The following is a 21843-nucleotide window of genomic DNA, read 5'->3' as shown; positions in this document are numbered from 1 at the left end:
GTGCTTGCATTTATTTTTTCCCTGCACTGCGGGTGCGCCGGAAAATGGTGTGCCCCTCTCCCGCCTCACCAGTACGGTCCACCGGTGACCCAAGACGAGAACTACTTCCCGGAGTCCGTCGCGGCGACCTACGACGAGTCGTCGGCGGCGATGTTCACGCCGGAGGCGGTCGACCCGGCCGTGGAGGTGCTGGCGAGACTCGCCGGACAGGGGCGGGCGCTGGAGCTGGGCATCGGGACCGGGCGGATCGCGTTGCCGCTGGCGGGGCGCGGGGTCGAGGTGCACGGCATCGAACTATCCCCGGCGATGGCGGACCGGCTGCGGGCCAAGCCCGGTGGCGAGGAGATCGGGGTGACGTTCGGGGACTTCGCGACGGCCAGGGCGCCCGGCACGTTCTCGGTCGCCTACCTGGTCTTCAACACGATCATGAACCTGACCAGCCAGGACGCCCAGGTGGAGTGCTTCCGCAATGTGGCGGCGCATCTGGAGCCCGGGGGCACCTTCGTCATCGAGGTGATGATCCCCCAGCTGCGGAGACTCCCGCCCGGACAGAACACCGTGCCCTTCCACGTCGGCGAGACCCGCCTGGGCTTCGACACCTACGACACCGCGACCCAGGCGATGGCCTCGCACCACGTCCGCGTCGTGGACGGCCGGGGCTCCTTCCGCTCGATCCCCTTCCGGTACGTGTGGCCGGCGGAGCTGGACCTGATGGCCCGACTGGCGGGCATGCGGCTGCGGGACCGGTGGGCGGACTGGAGCGGGGCCCCCTTCACAGCGGAGAGCGAGTCCCATGTGTCGGTGTGGGAGAGGACCGAGGGCTAGCCAGCTCGGCTCAGCTCACGGCAGAGTCCGCCGGCGCTACCTTCCCCCGCCCCACCTGCGTCCGCACCGCCCCCATGCTCGCCGCGATCACCAGCGCGATGGCCAGGGCCTGGAGGGCGGACAGGGCCTGGTCGAGGATCAGGAAGCCCGCGAGGGCGGCGATGCCCGGTTCCAGGCTCATGAGGATCGCGAAGGTGGAGGCGGGCAGGCGGCGCAGGGCCAGGAGTTCCAGGGTGTAGGGCAGCACCGAGGACAGCACGGCGACCCCCGCGCCTAGGCCCACGGTCACCGGGTCGAGGAGCCGGGTGCCGGACCCGACCACGCCGAAGGGCAGGAACGCCAACGCGCCCACCGCCATCGCCAGGGCGAGCCCGTCGGCCTGCGGGAAACGGCGGCCGGTGCGGGCGCTGAAGACGATGTACGCCGCCCACATGGCCCCCGCCGCCAGCGCGAACGCCACGCCCAGCGGGTCGAGACCGCCGACGTTCCCGCCGCCGAGGAGGAACACGCCGGCGAGCGCGAGCCCGGCCCAGACGACGTTGACCGCGCGGCGGGAGGCGAGCACCGAGAGGGTGAGGGGGCCGAGCACTTCCAGGGTGACCGCGGGGCCGAGGGGGATGCGGTCGACGGCCTGGTAGAAGAGGCCGTTCATCGCGGCCATGGTGAGGCCGAAGACCACGACCGTCCCCCAGTCCGTGCGCGAGTGGCCGCGCAGCCGGGGCCGGCACACGACGAGCAGCACGATCGCGGCGGCCAGGAGCCGCAGGGTCACGACCCCGAGCGCGCCCGCCCTCGGCATCAGGGTGACGGCCAGCGCCGCACCGAACTGCACGGAGACACCGCCGGCGAGGACCAGGCCGACGGGACCGAGGGAGCCGAAGCGTCGGGGGCCGGTGCCGGGAGCCGCTGTGAGCGGGAGTGAGGACGGCAGGTCGGTGCTGGGGGTGGTCACGGGGACTTCCAGGAGGTCGATTCGAGACGGTCGTTCATCGTGATGCACTGTTGAGTCCAGGGTAGTGGACTTCGTCAGGTGCGTAAACCGGCTATACGACTGTCTCGATGGGTGAAACTCAGCGCCGCACCATGAACACGTCGACCGCGTCCTCGGACTCCACCGTGAAGCCGTGCCGTTCGTAGAGACGGCGGGCCGCACTGCCCTGGAGGACGTCGAGGCGTACGGTCACGCCGGCCGCGTCAGTGCGGGCCAGCAGGGCGCTCAGGACCGCCGAGCCCAGGCCGCGTCCCTGCAGGCCCGGGTCGATGAAGAAGTGCTCCAGCCAGTGCCCGTCCTCGGCCGGACGGAGGGCGACGGAGCCGACGAGGCGGCCGTCGCTCTCGATGACCGACAGCTGCGCCGCGACGAAGGCGTCCCGGAACCGCTGCCGCACCCGCCGCTCGTCGAACCTCCCCAGCCGCTCCAGGTCGGGACGCAGCACCACGGCCCGCAGCTCGGCTATCGGCTCGACGTCGTCCGGGGTCGCCGGACGCAGGGTCCAGGTGTGCGTGTCCATGACCGGAGTCTCGCAGGGCGCGGGCGGGACGGACGGACCCGTCCTGTGCCTACCGGTCCAGCCCCTCCGCCAGCACCTCCGCCAGATGCCGCCCCCGCACCCCCGCCAGCTGCTCCAGCTGGGTCCGGCAGGAGAAGCCGTCCGCCAGGACCACCGTGTCCTCGGACGCCCCGCGCACCGACGGCAGCAGCTGTTCCTCCGCGCACGCCCGGGACACCTCGAAGTGCCCTTTCTCGAAGCCGAAGTTGCCCGCCAGGCCGCAGCAGCCGCCCGTCAACTCGCCGGTGAGGCCCGCAGCCTCGCGCAGCCGGCGGTCGGAGGCGTCCCCCAGTACCGCGTGCTGGTGGCAGTGGGTCTGGCCGACGACCGGGCGGTTCAGGGCCGGTGGCCGCCAGTCGGGGGCGAGCCGTTCCAGCGCCTCCGCGAAGGTGAGGACCCGGGCGGCGAGTCGGGCGGCGCGCGGGTCGTCGTGCAGCAGCTCGGGGAGGTCGGTGCGCAGGGCGGCGGCACAGCTGGGCTCCAGGACGACGAAGGCAGGCGGCTCCGTCACCTCGTCCAGGTCGGTCGGCTCCTCCATCCCCGACACCTCGTCCAGCTCCGGCAGCAGGAACGGCTCCACCAGGTCGAGCGTGCGGCGCAACACCGCGCGGGCCTGGTCCAGTTGGCCCGTCGAGAGGTACGTCAGCCCGCAGCAGGCGCGGTCGCGGGGGCGGCCCCAGGGTGCGGAGATGCCGACGCCCATGACCTCGCCGTCCTCCGTCCGCGCCACCTTCCACGGCCGCCCCGGCAGTTCCAGGACCCCGATCCCGGCCGCCTCCAGCACCCTTACCGCCGCCCGGCCGACGTCCGGCGAGAGGTGTTCGGTGAAGGTGTCCGGCCACAGGTAGACCATCGTGCCGGGCAGTTCGGGTCTCCCGCCCTTCCGGGCCTCGGCCGTCCAGCCCCGCATCCGCTCCCGCTCCCGCCGCCGCAGCCACCGGCCGAACGTCTCCGGAGCCAGCCGCGGGATCCGCCGCTCGGCCGCGATCCCGCCGAGCCGCTTCGCGACGGCGGCCAACGGCCGTACGGCGGCTAGGGAGTTGACCAGCGGAGCCAGCCGCAGCCGGTCCACCCAGCGCAGCCACAGCGGCAGCCGGCCCATGCTGTAGTGGGCGGCCGGGCGGTGGCGTCCGGCGTAGTGGTGGTGCAGGAACTCCGCCTTGTACGTGGCCATGTCGACCCCGACCGGGCAGTCGGACCGGCAGCCCTTGCAGGACAGGCACAGGTCGAGGGCGTCCCGCACCTGGGTCGACCGCCAGCCGTCGGTCACGAGTCCACCGGCCCCGCCCGCGAGCATTTCGTGCAGCAGCCTGGCCCGGCCGCGCGTGGAGTGCTCCTCCTCCCCCGTGGCCCGGAAGGACGGGCACATGACGGCGGGCCCGGAGACCGCTGTCGTACGGCATTTCGCGACCCCGACACAGCGTCGTACGGCCGCGGAGAAGTCACCGCCGTCGGCCGGGTAGCCGAAGGCGACGTCGACCGGCTCGCGGGGCAGGACGGAGAAGCGGAGGTTCGCGTCGAGGGGGGCCGGGCGGACCAGTACGCCCGGGTTGAGGAGGTCGTCCGGGTCCCAGACGGCCTTCGCGCGCTCGAAGAGGGCGACCAGTTCGCCGCCGTACATCTTCGGGAGCAGTTCGGCGCGGGCCAGGCCGTCGCCGTGTTCCCCGGACAGCGAGCCGCCGTGCGCGACGACCAGGTCGGCGAGCTCCTCGGAGAACCGCCGGAAACGGGAGACGCCCGCCCCGGTCAGCAGGTCGAAGTCGATGCGGACGTGGATGCAGCCGTCGCCGAAGTGGCCGTACGGCGTGCCGCGCAGGCCGTGGGAGCCGAGCAGGCGCCGGAAGTCCCGCAGGTAGGCGCCCAGTCGCGGCGGCGGCACCGCGCAGTCCTCCCAGCCGGGCCAGGCCTCGGTGCCGTCGGGCATGCGGGTCGCCGTACCGCTGGCGTCCTCGCGGATCCGCCACAGGGCCCTCTGGCCGGCCGGGTCGGTCACCACGAGGGCGTCCAGGACGTCGGCGGCGCGCACGATCTCCTCCGCACGCGCGCGTGCCTCCGCCTCGGAGGTCCCGCCGGTCTCCACGAACAGCCAGGCGCCGCCGCTGGGCAACGCGGCCGCCGAGGGCACCAGGTCGGCCGCCATCCCCTCCACGGTCAGGGGGTGGTGGGGCAGCAGTCCGGCGGCGGCCTCGGCGGCCTCTCCCTCGTCCACGTACCCGAGCACGGCGAGCGCACGCGCGCGGGGCGCCTCCACCAGCCGTACGACGGCCTCGGTGAGGACGCCGAGGGTGCCCTCGCTGCCGCAGAACGACCGGGCGACGTCGGCCCGGTGCTCCGGCAGCAGGGCGTCCAGCGCGTACCCCGAGATCCGGCGGGGCAGCTCGGGGAACCCGGTCCGCAGCCGCGCGAGCTCCCCGTCCACCAGCTCCCGCAGCCCCGCCGGTGCCCCGGCCCAGTCCTGGCCGAGCCGCAGCCGCTGCCCGCGCGCGGTGACGACGTCCAGCTCGCGCACACTGTCCGCGGTCGTCCCCCAGGCCACCGAGTGCGAGCCGCAGGAGTTGTTGCCGATCATCCCGCCGAGCGTGCAGCGGCTGTGGGTGGAGGGGTCGGGCCCGAACCGCAGCCCGTGCGGGGCGGCCGCGTCCTGGAGCCGGTCCAGCACGAGCCCCGGCTGGACGACGGCGGTGCGCGCCTCGGGGTCGAGGGACACGACCCTGTTCATGTGCCGGGTGAAGTCGAGGACGACCCCGGTCCCGGTGGCCTGCCCGGCGATGGACGTACCGCCGCCCCGGGGCACGACGGGTACTCCGTGCGAGCGACACACCTCGAGCACGGCGGCCACGTCGTCGCCGTCCCTCGGCGCGACGACCCCGAGGGGGACCCGCCGGTAGTTGGAGGCGTCCATGGTGGTCAGCGCCCGGGAGGTGACGTCGAAGCGGACGTCCCCCCGCACGGCCTTGCGCAGCTCGGCTTCCAGACCCGTCATGGGTCCACCATCCCAGCCTCTCGGGCCCATCCACCCTCCCGGTCCGCCGGGCCCGGACGTCTCAGCCGACGGACGACGTTTCCGCCAGGTTTCCCCCAGCCGCTAACCTCGGTCCGTGGCTGAGATCCAGATTCCCGCTGACATCAAGCCCGCCGACGGACGTTTCGGCGCGGGCCCCTCCAAGGTGCGGGTCGAGGCGCTCGACGCCCTCGCCGCGACCGGTACGTCCCTGCTCGGGACCTCCCACCGCCAGGCCCCGGTGAAGAACCTGGTCGGCCAGGTGCGTGAGGGCATCTCCGAGCTGTTCTCGCTGCCCGAGGGCTACGAGGTCGTCCTCGGCAACGGCGGCTCGACCGCGTTCTGGGACGTGGCGACGCACGGGCTGATCGAGAACAAGTCGCAGCACCTGAACTTCGGCGAGTTCTCGTCGAAGTTCGCGAAGGCGTCCAAGCTCGCCCCCTGGCTGGCCGAGCCCACCGTCATCGCCTCCGACCCCGGCACGCACCCCGAGCCGCAGGCCGAGGCGGGCGTCGACGTGTACGCCTTCACCCACAACGAGACCTCGACGGGTGTCGCCGCCCCGATCAGGCGGGTCGCGGGCGCGGACGACGGGGCCCTGGTCCTGGTCGACGCGACGAGCGGCGCCGGCGGTCTCCCGGTGGACGTGTCGGAGACGGACGTCTACTACTTCGCCCCGCAGAAGTCCTTCGCCTCCGACGGCGGCCTGTGGATCGGCGTGTTCTCCCCGGCCGCGATCGAGCGCGCCGAGCGGATCCACGCGTCCGGCCGCCACGTCCCGGAGTTCTTCAGCCTGCCCACGGCGATCGACAACTCCCGCAAGAACCAGACGTACAACACCCCGGCCCTCGCCACCCTCTTCCTGCTGAACCAGCAGCTGGAGTGGATCAACGGCCAGGGCGGTCTCGCCTGGTCGACGGCCCGCACCAAGGACTCCTCGACCCGCCTGTACAGCTGGGCGGAGGAGTCCAAGCACGCGACCCCGTTCGTCACCGACCCGGCCAAGCGCTCCCAGGTCATCGGCACGATCGACTTCTCCGACGAGATCGACGCCGCCGCGATCGCCAAGGTCCTGCGCGCCAACGGCATCGTCGACACCGAGCCCTACCGCAAGCTCGGCCGCAACCAGCTGCGCGTCGCGATGTTCCCGGCGATCGACCCGGCGGACGTCGAGGCGCTGACGAAGTGCATCGACTACGTGATCGAGAAGCTCTGATCACTTCGGTACGACAGTGAAGGGCGCCCGGCGAACACCGGGCGCCCTTCGTCGTCCGTCAGCTCATGCTCAGCCGCGGAAGCCGAGCAGCTGGTGCAGCTCGTCGCCGCCCTGGGCCGCCGTGGCCGGCGTGGAGGCGCCGGTCAGGGCCGACGCCGTGGCCGGCTGGGCCGCCGACGGCTGCGGGTCGGGGAGCTTCTTGCAGACCGCGTCGGCGGTGCCGTGGCCGCGCGGGACCGTGCCGTCGGTCAGGTACTTGGCGAGGTACTTGTCGAGGCAGGCGTTGCCGCTCAGGGAGATGCCGTGGTTGCCGCCGCCCTGCTCGACGACCAGGCTGGAGTGCTTGAGCAGGCGGTGGACGGTGACGCCGCCCTGGTACGGGGTGGCCGCGTCGTTCGTCGCCTGGAACAGGAGCACCGGCGGGAGCTTGGAGTTGGCGACGTTCACCGGCTTCAGGGTCTTCGTGGGCCAGAACGCGCACGGCGCGTTGTACCAGGCGTTGCTCCAGGCCATGAAGGGAGCCTTCTTGTACACGGCCCAGTTGTCCTTCTGCCACTGCTTCCAGTCGCGCGGCCAGGAGGCGTCACGGCACTGCACGGCGGTGTAGATGCTGTAGCCGTTGTCACCGGAGGCGTCGATCGCGGCGAGGTTCTCGTACGCCTCGACCAGCGGGGCGGCGTTCTTGTCGTTCACGTACGCGGCGAACGCCGTGGCCAGGTCGGGCCAGTAGCCGTTGTAGTAGCCGCCCGGGATGAAGGTGTCCTCCAGCTCGGCCGCGCCCACCTTGCCGCCGGCCGGCGTCTTCGCCAACTGGGCCTGCATGGCGTACCACTTGGCCTCGATCCTGGCCGGGTTCGTGCCGAGCTTGTACGTGGAGTCGTACTTCGCGATCCACGCCATCAGGGCCTTCTGGCGGGCGTCGAAGGCGTAGTCCTGCGAGATGTTGGCGTCGTACCAGACGCCGTCGGGGTCGACGATCGAGTCCAGCACCAGGCGGCGCACGTTGCCCGGGAAGAGCTTGGCGTAGACCTGGCCCAGGTAGGTGCCGTACGAGTAGCCGAAGTAGTTGATCTTCTTCGCGCCGAGGGACTTGCGGATCGAGTCCATGTCCTTCACGGCGTTGATGGTGTTGATGTACGGCAGCACGCTCGCGTACTTGCGGCCGCAGGCGGCGGCGAAGGACTTGGCGCGCTCCAGGTTGGCCTTCTCGATCGCGGGCGTCTTCGGGACGCTCGCGGGACGCACCGGGTTGAAGTAGCCCGGCTTGCAGTCGAGGGCGGGCGAGCTCTTGCCGACGCCGCGCGGGTCGAAGCCGATGACGTCGTACTGGGACGCGACCGCCTTGGGCAGGCTCCCTGCGACGAACCCGGCGAGGCCGAGACCGCTGCCGCCGGGGCCGCCCGGGTTGACCAGCAGCGGGCCCTGGTACTTCTTCGCGGTGTGCGGCACCCGGGACAGGGCCAGGGTGATCTGGCGCCCCTTGGGGTGGGCGTAGTCCAGCGGCACCTTCACCGAACCGCACTGGAGCGTCGGGGTGTTCTCGGTGCCGCACTTCTTCCAGCTGACCTTCGCCGCCGCGAGGGCGGGGGAGGCGGTGAGGGACGTACCGGCCTCGGCCGGGACTGCCGTGACGGCCCCCGCCAGGACGACGGTCGCACCGCACAGCACAAGAGCGCTTCTTCTCATGGGAGGGCATCCTGTCGAAGAAACACTCGATTAAGAGTCGTTTGTGCGAAAGTTTTGAATCTTCTGTGATTCAGAAGGCCTTCCAGTGCCCTTCGGAGACCACCTCCACGACGCCGTCCACCACCTTGATGGCCGTCTGGTCGTCGATCGCGTACGCCGGACCACCGATCCCGGCCGCCCAACGTTCCGCCTCGGCCGTGGTGTTCTCGGGGCAGGCCGGGTGATCCAGGTGCGGGAAGACGGAGAAGTCGACCAGACCCAGCGCGCTGTCACCACCGGTGGCCGGCTTCCAGCCCACGAACAGGTCCCCGATGCGCGGGGTCAGCACCATGCTCCCGGCGCTGAATCCCACGTAGACCAGGCCGGGCAGTGAGGGCAGGAGCTCGGCCAGCCCGGACTCCCGCATCCAGTGGCTCAGGTAGAGCGCGTCACCGCCGTTGACCAGCAGGACGTCCGCTCTGCGGACCCAGGAGACCCAGTGCGCCTTCTCGATGCTGGGCAGTGCGGTGAGTTCCAGGACGCCCACCGACTTCCAGCCCAGCCCGGTCATGGGGCAGTGCGACTGCCCGCTGACGAACCGCCACGGCCCGCCCGGATCGGCGTCGGGGGCGCCGTACCCGGCGGTGGGGACGCACAGCGCGTCCGCCTCGGCGATCGGCTTGCCCAGAAGGCCCACGAGCGCGTCCCGGATGCTGTCGTTGGTGACACCGGAGTCGGTAAGGAGCAGCTTCATGACGTCCTTCCGGAGGGCTCATGGGCAGAAGCCAAGTCTGCACCTCCCCGGTGACGGAGGCGCCCGAGCTCATCGAGCGCCTCCGTCACCGGGCCTCCCACCCCTCACGCAGCCGCGCAGCTCACACTCGGCACACCCCCGCCCCCCGACGCTGCCCCGAACCCGAAGCTCGCCGAACCGCCCGCCGGGACCGACCCGTTGTGCGAGGCGTTCGTCGCCGTCACCGTCGAGCCGGTCTGGGTGTACGACGCGTTCCACATGGAGGTGACCTTCTGCGCACCCGGCCAGGTCCAGGTCACCTTCCACGACGACAGTGCCGTCGAGCCCGAGTTGGTCACCTTGACCTCGGCGTTGAAGCCGCTGCCCCAGTCGCTGCTCACCGTGTAGGAGGCGGTGCAGGTGGCCGTGGAGCCGCCCGGGTCGCCGGGGCCGCCCGGACCGCCGCCCGAGCCCGGGAAGCCCGGCGCCTTCACGCTCGCCAGGTAGCCGTCCTTCACGGTGTCCACGGTCTGCCAGTCGTCCTTCAGGATCCCGCCCGTGTCACCGGAGTTGGGGTTCCACGACCAGAAGGTCCAGTGGAAGGAGTCGGCGCCGTACGTCGACGTCGGGCGCAGGTACGACACCAGTGCCGACAGCCATTTCTGGTCGACGGTCGAGGTCAGCGTGGTGCCGAACTCGCCCACCCACACCGGCGCGATGTTCTGCTTGAAGATGTAGCCCCAGTACTTGTCCCAGATCCCCGGCATGTTGGCGGGGAACGAGGGATCGCTGAACCAGCTCTGCTGGGCCACGCTCGTCGCGTAGTCGTGGGCCGAGTACACGACCCGGTTGGCCACGCTCAGCTGCACCGGGTACTGGGCGACCCCCATGAGGTTGCCGCCCCACCAGCCCGAGACGCCGCCCACGGTCTGGACGCCCTCGACGAAGATCAGCAGGTTGGGGTTGACCCCGAGCACCGCGTTCCCGGCCCGCTGGGCCGCGAGACGCCAGTCCGTGGCGGTGTCCCCGCATCCCCAACAGGCGGGATCGTGGGGCTCGTTGTGCAGATCGATGCCTACGACCGTGTCCTGGCCCTGGTAACGCGCGGCCAGCGCCTTGAGGTTGGCGATCCAGGTCGACTCCGGGACCGCGGCCGTGTACCAGAGCGCCGACTGCCCTGCGGAGTCCGGGCGGTGCCGGTCGAGGATGACCTTGAGGCCGTCCTGGCCGGCGTACGACACGAGCTTGTCCAGGACGCCGAGGGAGGTGAGGCCCTGGAGGTCGGCGTTCTTGCCGCCGGAGAAGTCGATGCTGTTGGGGACCGTGCCCGGCTTGAGTATGTCGTCGCTGTACGGGATGCGGAGCGTGTTGTAGCCCAGCGACTTCATCTGGTCGATCATGGACTTGTAGTCGCGGGACCAGAGGCCGTGGACGACCTGGTTGGAGGTCTCGAAGCCGAACCAGTTGATCCCGGCGATGCGGACCGGCTGCCCGGACGCGTCCAGGATCTGCCGGCCGCTGGTGTGCCAGTAGCCGGCACCGGCGTCGGCCTTCGTCTCGGCGGCGTGCGCCGTCTGCGCTCCGGCCAGGAGCGGCACCACGAGCGCCGCCGCACACAGCACTCTTCGCAAGCTGCGGAACATGTCGCTGCTTCCTCTCGAAGGGGCCCGGAATCGATGGGAGCGCTCCCATCACCCTGTGCCTCCCATGGAAGTCAGGTCACATGGACACGTCAAGACGCGGGACGCCACGTCCTCGGCTTCCGGAACGGGTCGGCTTCCGGAACGGGCGCACTGCCGGCGGCGCGTGGAGGTGCTGCCTGCCGGCCGCCCGGCGGAAAGGGGCTCAGGAGCTGCGCCGGAACAGCCGCCGGAGGCCGAAGAGGAGGGCTACGGCTCCCAGGGCGAGGGCGCCGATCTTGATCGTGCCGTTCGAGTCCCCGCCGCCGTCGCTTCCCGAGGCCGAGGAACTCCCGCCTCCCGAGGGCGAGTCGGACCCGGAGCCGCCGGGCGCGTCCTGCGCCTCCACCTCGCTGTCGGCGCCCTCCATGCCGAGGAGCAGCTTGGTCCCGTCGGGCGAGTAGGACACCGACTCGCCCTGTCCGAGGGGGACGCTGAGCCGCCCCTGCTTCTTGAGGTCGCCGCCGTTCCAGTCGTACCAGAGTCCGCCGAAGTACCCGCGTACGACGAGCTGTTCGCCGTTGGGCGAGAACGCGGCGTCGGTGGCCCACAGGTCGATCGGTGCGGTGGGCCGGAAGAGGTTGGTGCCCTTCGGGGAGAGTTCGGCCGGCCCCTCGTACAGGTGGCCGCCGTCCTCCTGCTTGTCGATGATGTAGACGCGTCCCGTCTTGGGGTGGACGACCATGGACTCGGCGTCCCGGGATCCGTCCGAGTACTTCACGACGTACTGCGTGGCCTTGACCGTCTGGTCCTTGAGGTCCTTCGGCTCGGGGAGCTTGTAGATCCACACGTAGGGCCAGGTGACCCCGTCGTTGTCCCCGATGTCGCCGACCCAGATCTCGTTGCCGGGCCCTATGGCGATGGCCTCGACGTCCCGCGGGGTGCCGACGCCGGTCATGGTGATCCGGGCGACCGTCTTGCCGGTGGCGCTGTCGACGGCGTAGAGGTAGGCGCCGGTGTCCTGGTCGTTGTGGGTCCAGTAGATGCCGGGGTGCTGGTGGGAGGCGGCGAGCCCGCTGGACTCGGTGATCCGGGGGTCGGTGATGGTGAATCCCTTGTCCCCCTTTCCGTCCCCGCCCCCGTCGTCGGCGGAGGCGGGCTCGGCGGCGGGCAGGCTGAAGACACCCACGAGCAGGATCCCGGCGAGCAGGGCGAAGGGTCGGCGCATGCCCCAAGCCTGCCATTCGGCTGCGCCGGGCTGTTGCGGGGTGGGGTGCGGGTTCGGGTGCGGGTTCGGGTGCGGGTTCGGTGGGGGCGGGCGTTTTGCGCAGTTCCCCGCGCCCCTGAATGCCTGCGGCGGCCCGCCCGGCTTCGGTGGGGGCGTGCGTAGCGCATGCCGTCCGGTGGATGGGTCGGTGCCGGGGTGGGGGGTGTCCGTCCTCGGTCCGGCGCCTCGGTCTCTCATTCAGTTCTCGGTTCCGGACGCCGGCCGCTGCGGGCGGACACCCCCCACCCCGTCCCCTTCACGCCGTACGCGGCCAACCCTCCGGCGGGGACGGACGGTCCCGTCATAGCGCAGGTGGACTGCAACCCCCCAAGGGGCGCGGGGAACTGCGCGACCAGCCACAACGGACCCGCACTCGCCCGACAAGCGCACCCGGCACTCTCATAGGCGCCCGGCTCAAGCCCAGCGCAGCGGGGGCGCGGGGAACTGCGCGACCAGCCACAACGCACCTCAAGCCGCCCGACAACCGAACCCGGCACCCCCCACACGCGCCCCGCCCAAGCCCAGCGCAGCGGCCACGTGGGGTTGTTCACAGTTCTCGTGGGGTCAAGATCTGTTACCCGCTGGTAAGAATCACCGATGATGGGCGCATGCTGCGATTCATGACCGTCGGCGACTCCATGACCATCGGCAGCGCGGGCGAGCACACCTGGCGGTACCGGATGTGGCAGCACCTGCGCGACACCCACGGCGGTCCCTTCACCCTCGTCGGTCCGCGCGAGACGCTGTACGACAAGGCGGCCGACGCGCCCACGTCGTACGCGTACGCCGATCCCGACTTCCCCCGGTCCCACCTCGCCGGCTGGGGCGAGGGCTGGCAGCACATGGCGCCGCTGATCGGCGAGGCGGTGCGCGGTCAGCGGGCCGACGTGCTGCTGGTGTCCCTGGGCCTGATCGACCTCGGCTTCTACACCAACGCGGACCAGACGACGGAGAACGTACGGGCCTTCGTCGCCGAGGCCCGCCGCGCGAACCCCCGGGTCCGCATGGTGGTCCTCCCGGTGATCCCCAACGTCCGGGCGCAGACGGACCCCCCGTTCGCCGAGCAGGTCACCCGCTTCAACGAACTCATGGCCAAGACGATCGCGGACCTGGACGAACCCCGCTCCCCGCTGCTCCGGGCCACCCCTCCCCCGTCGTACGACATCGGTCACGACACCTACGACGGCACCCACCCGAACGCACACGGCGAGCACAAGGTCGCCGCGGCCTTCGCCGACGCGATGCACCAGGCGTGGGGCCTCGGCGAGCCGTACCGGACGGCCGGCTGACGGACCGCCGGATGACGGTGGACCGGCGGACCGGGGGAATACCCGTCCGCCCCAAGGCCGTTGAAGGCGCCGCCCCATCCCCGTGAGGAAGTGCGGTGAGCCCGTGATGAAGGCGGTCCGGTTCCACGAGTACGGCGGTGTCGACGTGCTGCGGGTCGAGGAGGTGGAGCGGCCCTCGCCCGGCGCCGGACAGGTGCTGGTGGAGGTGCGGGCGGCCGGGATCCAGCCCGGCGAGGTGATGATCCGCGAGGGCGCCCGGCACGACCGCTGGCCTGCGGCCTTCCCCTCCGGGCAGGGCAGCGACCTGGCCGGGGTGGTGGTGGAGACGGGCCCGCACGTGCGGGGCTTCGCGGTGGGTGACGAGGTGCTGGGCTTCACCCACCGACGGGCCAGCCACGCGCAGTACGTGGTCGCCGACGACGTGAATCTGGTCGCGCGCCCGGCCGGGCTCTCCTGGGAGGTCGCCGGGTCGCTGTACGTGGCCGGCACGACCGCGTACGCCACGGTGTTCGCGGTGGACCCCGCGCCGGGCGACACCGTCGTGGTGTCCGGTGCGGCGGGCGGGGTCGGGTCGCTCGCGGTGCAGCTCGCGCGGCGGCGCGGGGCCACGGTGATCGGACTGGCGAGCCCGCGCAACCACGACTGGCTGAAGGAACGGGGCGTCGTGCCGGTCGCGTACGGGGAGGGAGTGGCCGACCGGGTCCGGGAGGCCGCGGGCGGACCGGTCGACGCCTTCATCGACACGTACGGCGAGGGGTATGTACGACTCGCCGTGGAACTGGGTGTCCAGCCCTCGCGCATCAACACGATCCGCGACTGGCGAACGGCGGCGGAGGTAGGCGCGCGCACGTACGGCGAGGGTTCTGCGGCCTGCGCGGTCGTCGTCGGCGAACTGGCCCGGCTGGTCGCACGCGGGGAGCTGACAGTGCCGGTGGCCCGCGTCTACCCGCTGGCGGAGGTCCAGGACGCCTACCGCGACCTGGAACAGGGCCACACCCACGGCAAGATCGTGCTCCGGCCCTGAACCCGTGTCCCGGTCACCGTGCGTATCGTTGTACTGCGCGGCTGCACTCTGACCGTCCTTGAAGACAGGATCGCGATGGCCGAGAGCGACAACACGAGCACCCTCGACGAGATGTTCGAGCGGCTCGAGACGATGCCCGTCCCCGAGGGATACAAGGTCGAGATTGTCGAGGGGACCGTCTACATGTCGCCGCAGCGGGACACCCACTGGGAGATCATCCTGGACATCGTCGAGCAGCTGCGGACCAAGTACCCGCGGAAGCGCGTGAAGTCCGACGTGCGCATCGACTACCCGGGGCACCTCAACGGATTCGCGACCGATGTGACGGTGGTGGCCGAAGGCGCCGTCAAGACGGAGAGCGGCCACTGGTCCTACGAGGACGTCGAGTTCGTCGCCGAGGTGATCTCCAAGGGCACCGCGGCCAACGACTACGGCCCGAAGAAGGCCGCCTACGCCACGGCCGAAGTCCCCGTCTACGTCATCGCGGACCCCTACCAGGGGCGGTGCCACATCTACACCGACCCCAAGGGGAGCGACTACGAGGTCGAGACCAAGGTGGCCTTCGGCAAGGACGTGGACCTCACCGCCACCCCCCTCGGTCTCACCCTCAAAACCGATGAGTTCCCCCGCGACTGAGTGACAGAATCCGCCACATGGCGATCATCCACAACACCACCCTCAAGCCCACCAAGCTCGAACTGCTCACCACGTGGCTGCCCACCCGCCCGTGGTACGCCGGTTCCGGCACACCGGAACTGGCCAAGGCCGGCGGGTTCCGGCTGGACGACCCGGAGGGCGAGGTCGGGATCGAGTTCATGGTGGCGCTCGACACCTCCGGCCCCGAGCCCGTCGCCTACCACGTCCCCCTCACCTACCGCGCCGCTCCGCTCCCCGGCGCGGACCAGGCCCTCGTCGGCACCATGGAACACGGCGTGCTGGGCCCCCGCTGGGCCTACGACGGCGTCCACGACCCGGTGCTGCGCACCGAACTCCTCGCCCTGTTCGAGGGCCGCACCCAGGCCATGGCCCAGAGCATCAGCGACACCCCGGACCACGAGGTGGCCCACTCCTGGACCGGCACCCACCTCCCCACCGGCCCCGCTGAGATCACCGAGGACCAGGACGGCACCGACCTCCTCCTCACGGACGGCACCGTCCTCCGCATCCACCGGACCCTGTCCCCCACACCCCCCGACGGAACGTCCGGCCAGATCTCCACCACCTGGAAGGCCTCGAACGGCACCGACCTCCGCACGGTGTTCGCAAGCCTGCGCACTCCCTGAGAACCCTTGCCTAGAGCGCACTCCACGCCGTTGGCTGGGTGCTCATGAAGTACACGCAGCTCGGACGCACCGGACTCAAGGTCAGCCGACTCGTCCTCGGCACCATGAACTTCGGCCCGCAGACCGATGAGGCCGACTCCCACGCGATCATGGACTCGGCACTCGACGCGGGCATCAACTACTTCGACACCGCCAACGTGTACGGCTGGGGCGAGAACAAGGGCCGTACCGAGGAGATCATCGGCAGCTGGTTCGCGAAGAGCGCCGCTCACCGCGACAAGACCGTCCTCGCCACCAAGGTCTACGGCAACATGGCCGCGGACGGCGAGGCCTGGCCCAACCACGACAAGCTCTCCGCGGTCAACATCCGCCGGGCCGTCGACGCCTCGCTCAAGCGCCTGCGGACCGACTACATCGACATCTACCAGTTCCACCACGTCGACCGCGCCACCCCCTTCGAGGAGATCTGGCAGGCGATCGACACCCTGGTCCAGCAGGGCAAGATCCTGTACGCCGGGTCGTCCAACTTCCCCGGCTACAAGATCGCCCAGGCCAACGAGATCGCCGCCCGGCGCGGCGGCACCATCGGCCTCGTCAGCGAGCAGTGCCTCTACAACCTGGCCGAGCGGCGCGCCGAGATGGAGGTCATCCCGGCCGCCCAGGAGTACGGCCTCGGAGTGATCCCCTGGTCACCGCTGCACGGCGGTCTCCTCGGCGGGGTCATCAAGAAGGAGGTCCAGGGCGGCCGCCGCGCCTCCGGCAGGGCCGCCGACACCCTCAAGGACCCGGCCAAGCGCGCCCAGATCCAGTCCTACGAGGACATGCTGGAGAAGCACGGCCTGGAGCCCGGCGAGGCGGCCCTGGCCTGGCTGCTGACCCGCCCCGGCGTCACCGGCCCGATCGTCGGCCCGCGCACGGCAGAACAGCTCGACTCGGCGATCAGGGCGATGGACCTGGAGCTGACCGAGGAACTCCTGGCGGACCTGGACGAGATCTTCCCGGGTCCGGGGCCGTCGCCAGAGGCCTTCGCCTGGTAGCGCCCTTTAGGGGCGCGGGGCGGAGTCGATTTGGGGCTCCGCCCCGCGGGCGCGACCAGCCACAACGGCGCGGCAGCCGAAGAACTGTCCGCAGTTCCCCAGCCCTACCTACCGAGCGCCGCAGCCAACGCCACAACGACGAACATCATCACCAGCACACCGGCCATGATCCGGTTCCGTGTCTTCGGGTCCACGCATCGAGCCTAACCGGCCCCACCCAGCGCCCACCGACCGACCACCTCGTACCGGGGCTGCTCCCCCGGCACACCCGAGACCGGCAGGTTGCTCCGCACCAACGCCAGCTCGTCCACCGTCCACGTACGACTGGTGAACCCGTCCAGAACCGACAGGTACGGCCGTACATCCACCGCCTCCCGACTCCGCGCCACCGTCAGATGCGCCTTGTACCGCCGGTGCTCCCCCATCTCCGCCCCGGCCTTCCGCCCCGCCGCCTCCGCCCGCTCGGCGAGCAGCCGCAGCTCCGCGAGATCGCCAAAGGCCCCCGCCCACAGCGCCCGTCCGTGCCCGAACTGCCCACCCCCGCTCACGGCCAGCGAGAAGGCGGGCGTCCGCCGGGCAGCGCGCTCCAGCCGCGCCGACAGGTCCGCCACGACGAACTCGTCGACCTCGCCGTAGAACGCGAGGGTGAAGTGCCACCCCGGCGCCAAGGTCCAGCGCAGCGAGGACGCTCCGGGCAGCCTCCTCAACTCGGCCACCCGCAGGGCGAGTTCGTCGGCGACATCCTGCGGGGGCAGCACCGCGGCGAAGAGTCTCATGCGGGTCAGCCTGTCACCATGTGGGCATGGAGATCACCATCAGGGACGGCGGGCCCGACGACATACCCGTGATCCTCGGCATGCTCGACAGCTGTGTGGAGTGGCTGGTCGGGCAGGGGCGCCCGCGTCAGTGGGGCACCGAGCCGCTGTCGCGGAGTCCGAGGACGGTGGAGTCCGTCGCCCGGTACATCGACGAGGGCCGTGTGTTCGTCGCCGAGGCCGACGGCGTACCGGCCGCCACCCTCACGATCACCGACGCGCCCGGCGCCTACCTCGCCCATCTCCCGCCGCCGGGTGAGCCCGAGCGGTACATCCACTGGCTGGCTTCCGACCGCCGCTTCAAGGGCCACGGCATCGGCAGCGCGCTGCTCGCGCACGCCGCCGAGGAGACCCGGCGCGCGGGCGTGGCGCTGCTGCGGGTGGACTGCTACGCGGGCGACGACCGCAGGCTGGTCGCCTACTACGAGGCCAACGGCTTCGCCCCGACGGAGACGTACTCCACCGGGGCGAACGGTGACTGGCCGGGCCAGGTGCTGGCCATGCGCGTCCTGCCGTAGACCTCAGGGCGCCGCCGAAGGGCTCACGCCGCCGCGGCCAGCTGCTCCTGCACCTCGCGCGGGACGAACCGCACGTGCGGGTGGCCGCGGTTCCAGCCCACCGACAGGCGCAGGTTGCCGACCCTGGCCAGGACCAGGCCGACCGTCACCGCGGCCAGCGCGGCGATCGCGCCGCCCGCCGCGAGGCCGGCGCGGACGCCGTAGGCGTCGGTGATCCATCCGGCGATCGGCGCGCCCACCGGCGCTCCGCCCATGAAGATCATCATGTACAGGGCCATCACCCGGCCCCGCATGGCCGGGTCGGTGCTCATCTGGACGCTGCTGTTGGCGGTGACGTTGACCGTCATGCCGAACATCCCGATCGGGGCCATGAGCAGGGCGAACAGCCACAGCGAGGGAGCGGTCGCGGCCACCATCTCCAGCGCGCCGAAGGCCACCGCGCCCACGACGAGGACCCGCAGCCGGGCGGTGCCGCGCCGGGCGGCGAGCAGGGCGCCCGCGAGGGAGCCGACGGCCATCAGGGTGTTGAAGAGGCTGTAGGAGCCGGCGCCGGCATGGAAGACGTCGTCGGCGAAGGCGGAGAGGTAGACGGGGAAGTTGAAGCCGAAGGTGGAGACGAACCCGACCAGGACGATGGTCCAGATCAGTTCGGGGCGCCCGGCCACGTACCGCAGGCCCTCCCGCAGCTGTCCCTTGCCACGCGGGGCGCGCTCGACGACGTACAGCTCACGCGAGCGCATCAGCACCAGGCCGACGAGCGGGGCGATGAAGGACAGGCCGTTGAACAGGAACGCCCAGCCGGTGCCGACGCCGGTGATCATGACGCCCGCGACCGCGGGGCCGACGAGACGGGCCGACTGGAAGTTCGCGGAGTTCAGGCTGACCGCGTTCTGGAGCTGGTCGGGGCCGACCATCTCGGAGACGAAGGACTGGCGGGCCGGGTTGTCGACCACGGTCGCGAGGCCCACGGCGAAGGCGGCGAGGTAGACGTGCCAGACGTGGACCTGCCCGGTCAGGGTCAGGACGGCGAGCGCGATACCGGTGGCGCCCATCGCGGACTGCGTGAACAGCAGCGCGCGCCGCTTGGGCAGCCGGTCGACGAGGACACCGCCGTAGAGGCCGAAGAGCAGCATCGGCAGGAACTGGAGGGCGGTGGTGACGCCGACGGCGGTGGCGGAGCCGGTGAGGCTGAGCACCAGCCAGTCCTGGGCGATGCGCTGCATCCAGGTGCCGATGTTGGAGACGACCTGGCCGAGGAAGAACAGGCGGTAGTTCCTGACCTTCAGTGAGCTGAACATGGATGACTTGCGGGACACTGAGGTAGAAGGGATCGGTGCGGGGGCGGAAGGTGTTCCGGGTCCCGTACTCAAAGTGCGTTCGCCTCCTCTTCGCGGCTTACAGGTGTGCGAGTTTCTCCAGCACGGGGGCGGCTTCGCGCAGTTTCGCCCACTCGTCCTCGTCGAGGCCGTCGACCAGGGTGGCCAGGAAGGCGTTCCGCTTGGCGCGGGACTCCGCGAGCATGGCCTCGGCCTGCTCGGTCTTGGTGACGACCTTCTGGCGCCGGTCCTCGGGGTGCGGCTCCAGCCGGACGAGCCCCTTGGCCTCCAGCAGTGCCACGATGCGGGTCATCGACGGCGGCTGGACGTGCTCCTTGCGGGCGAGTTCGCCCGGGGTGGCCTGGCCGCAGATCGAGAGGGTGCCCAGCACCGACATCTCGGTGGGGCTCAGCGACTCGTCGACTCTCTGGTGCTTGAGCCGACGGGACAGTCGCATCACGGCGGAGCGTAGGGCGTTCACGGCGGCAGCGTCGTCGCCATGGGTGAGGTCCGGCATCTCTTTAGCGTAACTCATTACTCTCGCTAAACAAGCTGGGGTGCGCCAGGATTCCCGTGACTCCGGCCACGGAAACCCGATCTTCACCCGTACGAGTGAGTCGACTGCGGAAAGTGAACGCCACTCCCCGTCGGCGGCGACCCTCGTGTTCATGGGGACCAGCGTGCTCAGCCTGCGGATAGACGGGGAGCTGCTCGAGCGGCTCCGGGACCATGCGGCCAAAAGGGGAATGAGCGTCCAGGACTATGTGATCCGGACGCTCATTCGAGACGACTTCGACGAGCGGTTCCAGACCGCCGTCGACGAGACGGAGAAGTTCTACGGGGTCACGTGAGCGGGGCTCACGTGAGGCCCAGCGCGGGCATCAGGTAGTAGAAGGCGAAGACGGCGGCGACGACGTACATCGCGACCGGGACCTCCTTGACCCGTCCCGCGGCCAGGCGCAGCACCACGAAGGTGATGAAGCCCATGCCGATGCCGTTGGTGATCGAGTAGGTGAACGGCATCATCACCATCGTCACGAAGGCCGGGATCGCGATGGTGTAGTCGGACCAGTCGATGTCGCGGACCGAGTTGGCCAGGATCATGAAGCCCACCGCGAGCAGTGCGGGGGTCGCGGCCTGGGACGGGACCATGGTGGCGACCGGGGTCAGGAAGAGGGCCACGGCGAAGAGACCGCCGGTGACCACGTTCGCGAAGCCCGTGCGGGCGCCCTCGCCGACACCGGCCGTGGACTCCACGAAGGCCGTGGTGGCCGAGGAGGAGCTGGCACCGCCGGCCGCGACCGCGAGGCCGTCCACGAACAGGACCTTGTTGATGCCGGGCATCTGGCCCTGGGCGTCGGTGAGCTTGGCCTCGTCGGAGACGCCCATGATCGTGCCCATCGCGTCGAAGAAGCACGACAGCAGGACCGTGAAGACGAAGAGGATGCCGGTCAGCACGCCCACGTGGGAGAAGCCGCCGAAGAGGCTGACCTTGCCGATCAGGCCGAAGTCGGGGGTGGCGACGGGGTTGCCGGGCCACTTCGGGGTCGTGAGCCCCCAGGACGGGACCTTGGCGACGGCCTCGATGACCACCGCGAGGACCGTCATCGTGACGATCGAGATCAGGATGGCGCCGGGCACCTTGCGGACGATCAGCGCGAGGGTGAGCAGGGCGCCCAGGATGAAGACCAGGACCGGCCAGCCGTTGAGGTGGCCGTCGGCGCCGAGCTGGAGCGGGACGGTGGTCTGGGCGGCGTCCGGGATGCGGGAGACGAAGCCGGAGTCCACGAGCCCGATCAGCATGATGAACAGGCCGATACCGATGGAGATCGCCTTGCGCAGGCCGAACGGCACCGCGTTCATCACCCGCTCGCGCAGACCGGTGGCGACCAGCAGCATCACGATGAAGCCCGCGAGGACCACCATGCCCATCGCGTCCGGCCAGGACATGCGGGGCGCGAGCTGGAGGGCGACGACCGAGTTCACGCCGAGTCCGGCGGCCAGGGCGATCGGGACGTTGCCGACCACGCCCATGAGGAGCGTGGTGAAGGCGGCGGTCACGGCGGTCGCGGTGACCAGCTGGCCGTTGTCCAGGTGGTGGCCGTACATGTCCTTGGCGCTGCCGAGGATGATCGGGTTCAGCACGATGATGTAGGCCATCGCGAAGAAGGTGGCGAACCCGCCCCGGATCTCACGAGGCAGGCTGCTGCCCCTCTCGGAGATCTTGAAGTAGCGGTCGAGGGCGGTCGTCATTGGATGTTCCTACGAGCAGATGTGGACAGGCACAAACCGTTTCAGTATGAACGTATAACTCGGGCGACGGCCATCTCCGCGCGTAGATGTGATCGCCTCGTAAGCTGTCCCCATGGCCAAATGGACACCCACGCACGAGGCACCGGAACCCCTGGAAGGCCCCGTGGTCGCCACGATCACCGGCGGCACCATCCTGTGGTTCGTCCTCTTCCTCGTGCAGCTGCCCTTCTACGGCTGGTTCGCGGACCACGACCGCACCTGGTGGCTGTGGACCTGCCTCGCCGGGGGCGTGCTGGGGATCTACGGCACCTGGTACGTGCGCAAGCGGGACGCGGCCATCAAGAGGGCGGCCGCCGCCGACCCTGCTGCCGAGTGAGGAACGTCCCCTAGTACCAGGGGATCACCCGCCCGGCCCGCTCTCCTCCCCAGGTC

Annotated in this window: 21 protein-coding genes; 10 read left to right on the top strand and 11 right to left on the bottom strand. The window is 70.7% G+C overall.

Going from position 1 to position 21843, the window contains the following annotated elements; translation table 11 throughout:
* Positions 1-84: 84 nt before the first annotated feature.
* On the top strand, positions 85-825 hold the full coding sequence (locus H295_RS0136760; protein WP_020140354.1) for a class I SAM-dependent DNA methyltransferase: 741 nt from the start codon (positions 85-87) through the stop codon (positions 823-825).
* Positions 826-835: 10 nt separating this feature from the next.
* On the opposite strand, the gene H295_RS0136755 is transcribed toward H295_RS0136760, so the two are convergent.
* The 3 genes from H295_RS0136755 to H295_RS0136745 form a co-directional block, all read right to left on the bottom strand.
* Positions 836-1777 (bottom strand): EamA family transporter, encoded by a 942-nt coding sequence (locus H295_RS0136755; RefSeq protein WP_020140353.1) that lies wholly within the window; start codon positions 1775-1777, stop codon positions 836-838.
* A 118-nt stretch (positions 1778-1895) separates the two neighbouring features.
* Positions 1896-2336 carry a GNAT family N-acetyltransferase gene (locus tag H295_RS0136750; protein WP_020140352.1) on the bottom strand — a complete coding sequence of 147 codons (441 nt, stop codon included), beginning with the start codon at positions 2334-2336 and terminating at the stop codon, positions 1896-1898.
* Between the two features lie 49 nt (positions 2337-2385).
* Entirely contained in the window at positions 2386-5358 is a 2973-nt protein-coding gene (locus tag H295_RS0136745; protein WP_020140351.1) for an FAD-binding and (Fe-S)-binding domain-containing protein, read from the bottom strand.
* 115 nt (positions 5359-5473) lie between these two features.
* Here H295_RS0136745 and serC point away from each other — a divergent pair, with 115 nt between their 5' ends.
* Positions 5474-6592, top strand: coding sequence for a phosphoserine transaminase (gene serC, locus H295_RS0136740; RefSeq protein WP_020140350.1), 1119 nt, complete (start codon positions 5474-5476; stop codon positions 6590-6592).
* Between the two features lie 69 nt (positions 6593-6661).
* On the opposite strand, the gene H295_RS0136735 is transcribed toward serC, so the two are convergent.
* The 4 genes from H295_RS0136735 to H295_RS0136720 form a co-directional block, all read right to left on the bottom strand.
* Entirely contained in the window at positions 6662-8278 is a 1617-nt protein-coding gene (locus tag H295_RS0136735; protein ID WP_043218580.1) for an alpha/beta hydrolase, read from the bottom strand.
* Between the two features lie 70 nt (positions 8279-8348).
* Entirely contained in the window at positions 8349-9011 is a 663-nt protein-coding gene (locus H295_RS0136730) for a Type 1 glutamine amidotransferase-like domain-containing protein (RefSeq protein ID WP_020140348.1), read from the bottom strand.
* Between the two features lie 104 nt (positions 9012-9115).
* Positions 9116-10633 carry a cellulase family glycosylhydrolase gene (locus tag H295_RS0136725; protein ID WP_028810085.1) on the bottom strand — a complete coding sequence of 506 codons (1518 nt, stop codon included), beginning with the start codon at positions 10631-10633 and terminating at the stop codon, positions 9116-9118.
* 202 nt (positions 10634-10835) lie between these two features.
* Positions 10836-11837, bottom strand: a complete 1002-nt coding sequence (locus tag H295_RS0136720) for a membrane protein (RefSeq protein ID WP_020140346.1) — start codon at positions 11835-11837, stop codon at positions 10836-10838.
* Positions 11838-12484: 647 nt separating this feature from the next.
* Between H295_RS0136720 and H295_RS0136715 the strand changes: the two genes are divergently transcribed.
* The 5 genes from H295_RS0136715 to H295_RS0136695 all read left to right on the top strand — a co-directional run bounded on the left by H295_RS0136715 (position 12485) and on the right by H295_RS0136695 (position 16509).
* Positions 12485-13165 (top strand): GDSL-type esterase/lipase family protein, encoded by a 681-nt coding sequence (locus H295_RS0136715; protein WP_020140345.1) that lies wholly within the window; start codon positions 12485-12487, stop codon positions 13163-13165.
* 106 nt (positions 13166-13271) lie between these two features.
* Entirely contained in the window at positions 13272-14189 is a 918-nt protein-coding gene (locus H295_RS0136710; protein ID WP_020140344.1) for an NADP-dependent oxidoreductase, read from the top strand.
* A gap of 48 nt (positions 14190-14237) precedes the next feature.
* Positions 14238-14825, top strand: coding sequence for a Uma2 family endonuclease (locus H295_RS0136705; RefSeq protein ID WP_028810083.1), 588 nt, complete (start codon positions 14238-14240; stop codon positions 14823-14825).
* 17 nt (positions 14826-14842) lie between these two features.
* A complete protein-coding gene (locus H295_RS0136700) occupies positions 14843-15472 on the top strand; it encodes a maltokinase N-terminal cap-like domain-containing protein (protein ID WP_020140342.1) in 630 nt (209 codons plus the stop codon).
* Positions 15473-15516: 44 nt separating this feature from the next.
* Positions 15517-16509 (top strand): aldo/keto reductase, encoded by a 993-nt coding sequence (locus H295_RS0136695; protein ID WP_020140341.1) that lies wholly within the window; start codon positions 15517-15519, stop codon positions 16507-16509.
* A gap of 203 nt (positions 16510-16712) precedes the next feature.
* Here the strand turns inward: H295_RS0136695 and thpR are convergent, their stop codons facing one another.
* Complete coding sequence (thpR, locus tag H295_RS0136690) at positions 16713-17285, bottom strand: RNA 2',3'-cyclic phosphodiesterase (protein ID WP_020140340.1); 573 nt, start codon at positions 17283-17285, stop codon at positions 16713-16715.
* Positions 17286-17311: 26 nt separating this feature from the next.
* Here thpR and H295_RS0136685 point away from each other — a divergent pair, with 26 nt between their 5' ends.
* The gene (locus H295_RS0136685) at positions 17312-17842 is read left to right on the top strand and encodes a GNAT family N-acetyltransferase (RefSeq protein ID WP_020140339.1); all 531 of its coding nucleotides are present in this window, start codon (positions 17312-17314) and stop codon (positions 17840-17842) included.
* Positions 17843-17865: 23 nt separating this feature from the next.
* Here H295_RS0136685 and H295_RS0136680 read toward each other — a convergent pair whose 3' ends face one another.
* Complete coding sequence (locus H295_RS0136680; protein ID WP_020140338.1) at positions 17866-19140, bottom strand: MFS transporter; 1275 nt, start codon at positions 19138-19140, stop codon at positions 17866-17868.
* Positions 19141-19237: 97 nt separating this feature from the next.
* Positions 19238-19675, bottom strand: coding sequence for a MarR family winged helix-turn-helix transcriptional regulator (locus H295_RS0136675; protein WP_020140337.1), 438 nt, complete (start codon positions 19673-19675; stop codon positions 19238-19240).
* A 145-nt stretch (positions 19676-19820) separates the two neighbouring features.
* On the opposite strand from H295_RS0136675, the gene H295_RS0136670 reads away from it, so the two are divergent.
* Complete coding sequence (locus H295_RS0136670) at positions 19821-20009, top strand: hypothetical protein (protein ID WP_020140336.1); 189 nt, start codon at positions 19821-19823, stop codon at positions 20007-20009.
* A 7-nt stretch (positions 20010-20016) separates the two neighbouring features.
* Here the strand turns inward: H295_RS0136670 and H295_RS0136665 are convergent, their stop codons facing one another.
* Complete coding sequence (locus H295_RS0136665; protein WP_020140335.1) at positions 20017-21411, bottom strand: NCS2 family permease; 1395 nt, start codon at positions 21409-21411, stop codon at positions 20017-20019.
* Positions 21412-21523: 112 nt separating this feature from the next.
* Between H295_RS0136665 and H295_RS0136660 the strand changes: the two genes are divergently transcribed.
* Positions 21524-21787, top strand: coding sequence for a DUF2530 domain-containing protein (locus tag H295_RS0136660; protein WP_028810082.1), 264 nt, complete (start codon positions 21524-21526; stop codon positions 21785-21787).
* Positions 21788-21843 lie beyond the last annotated feature (56 nt).

It is taken from the genome of Streptomyces sp. 351MFTsu5.1 (assembly GCF_000383655.1).
GTDB lineage: Bacteria > Actinomycetota > Actinomycetes > Streptomycetales > Streptomycetaceae > Streptomyces > Streptomyces griseorubiginosus.
The sequence above is the reverse complement of the archived record's forward strand: the minus strand, read 5'-3'. Positions and strand labels throughout refer to the sequence as shown.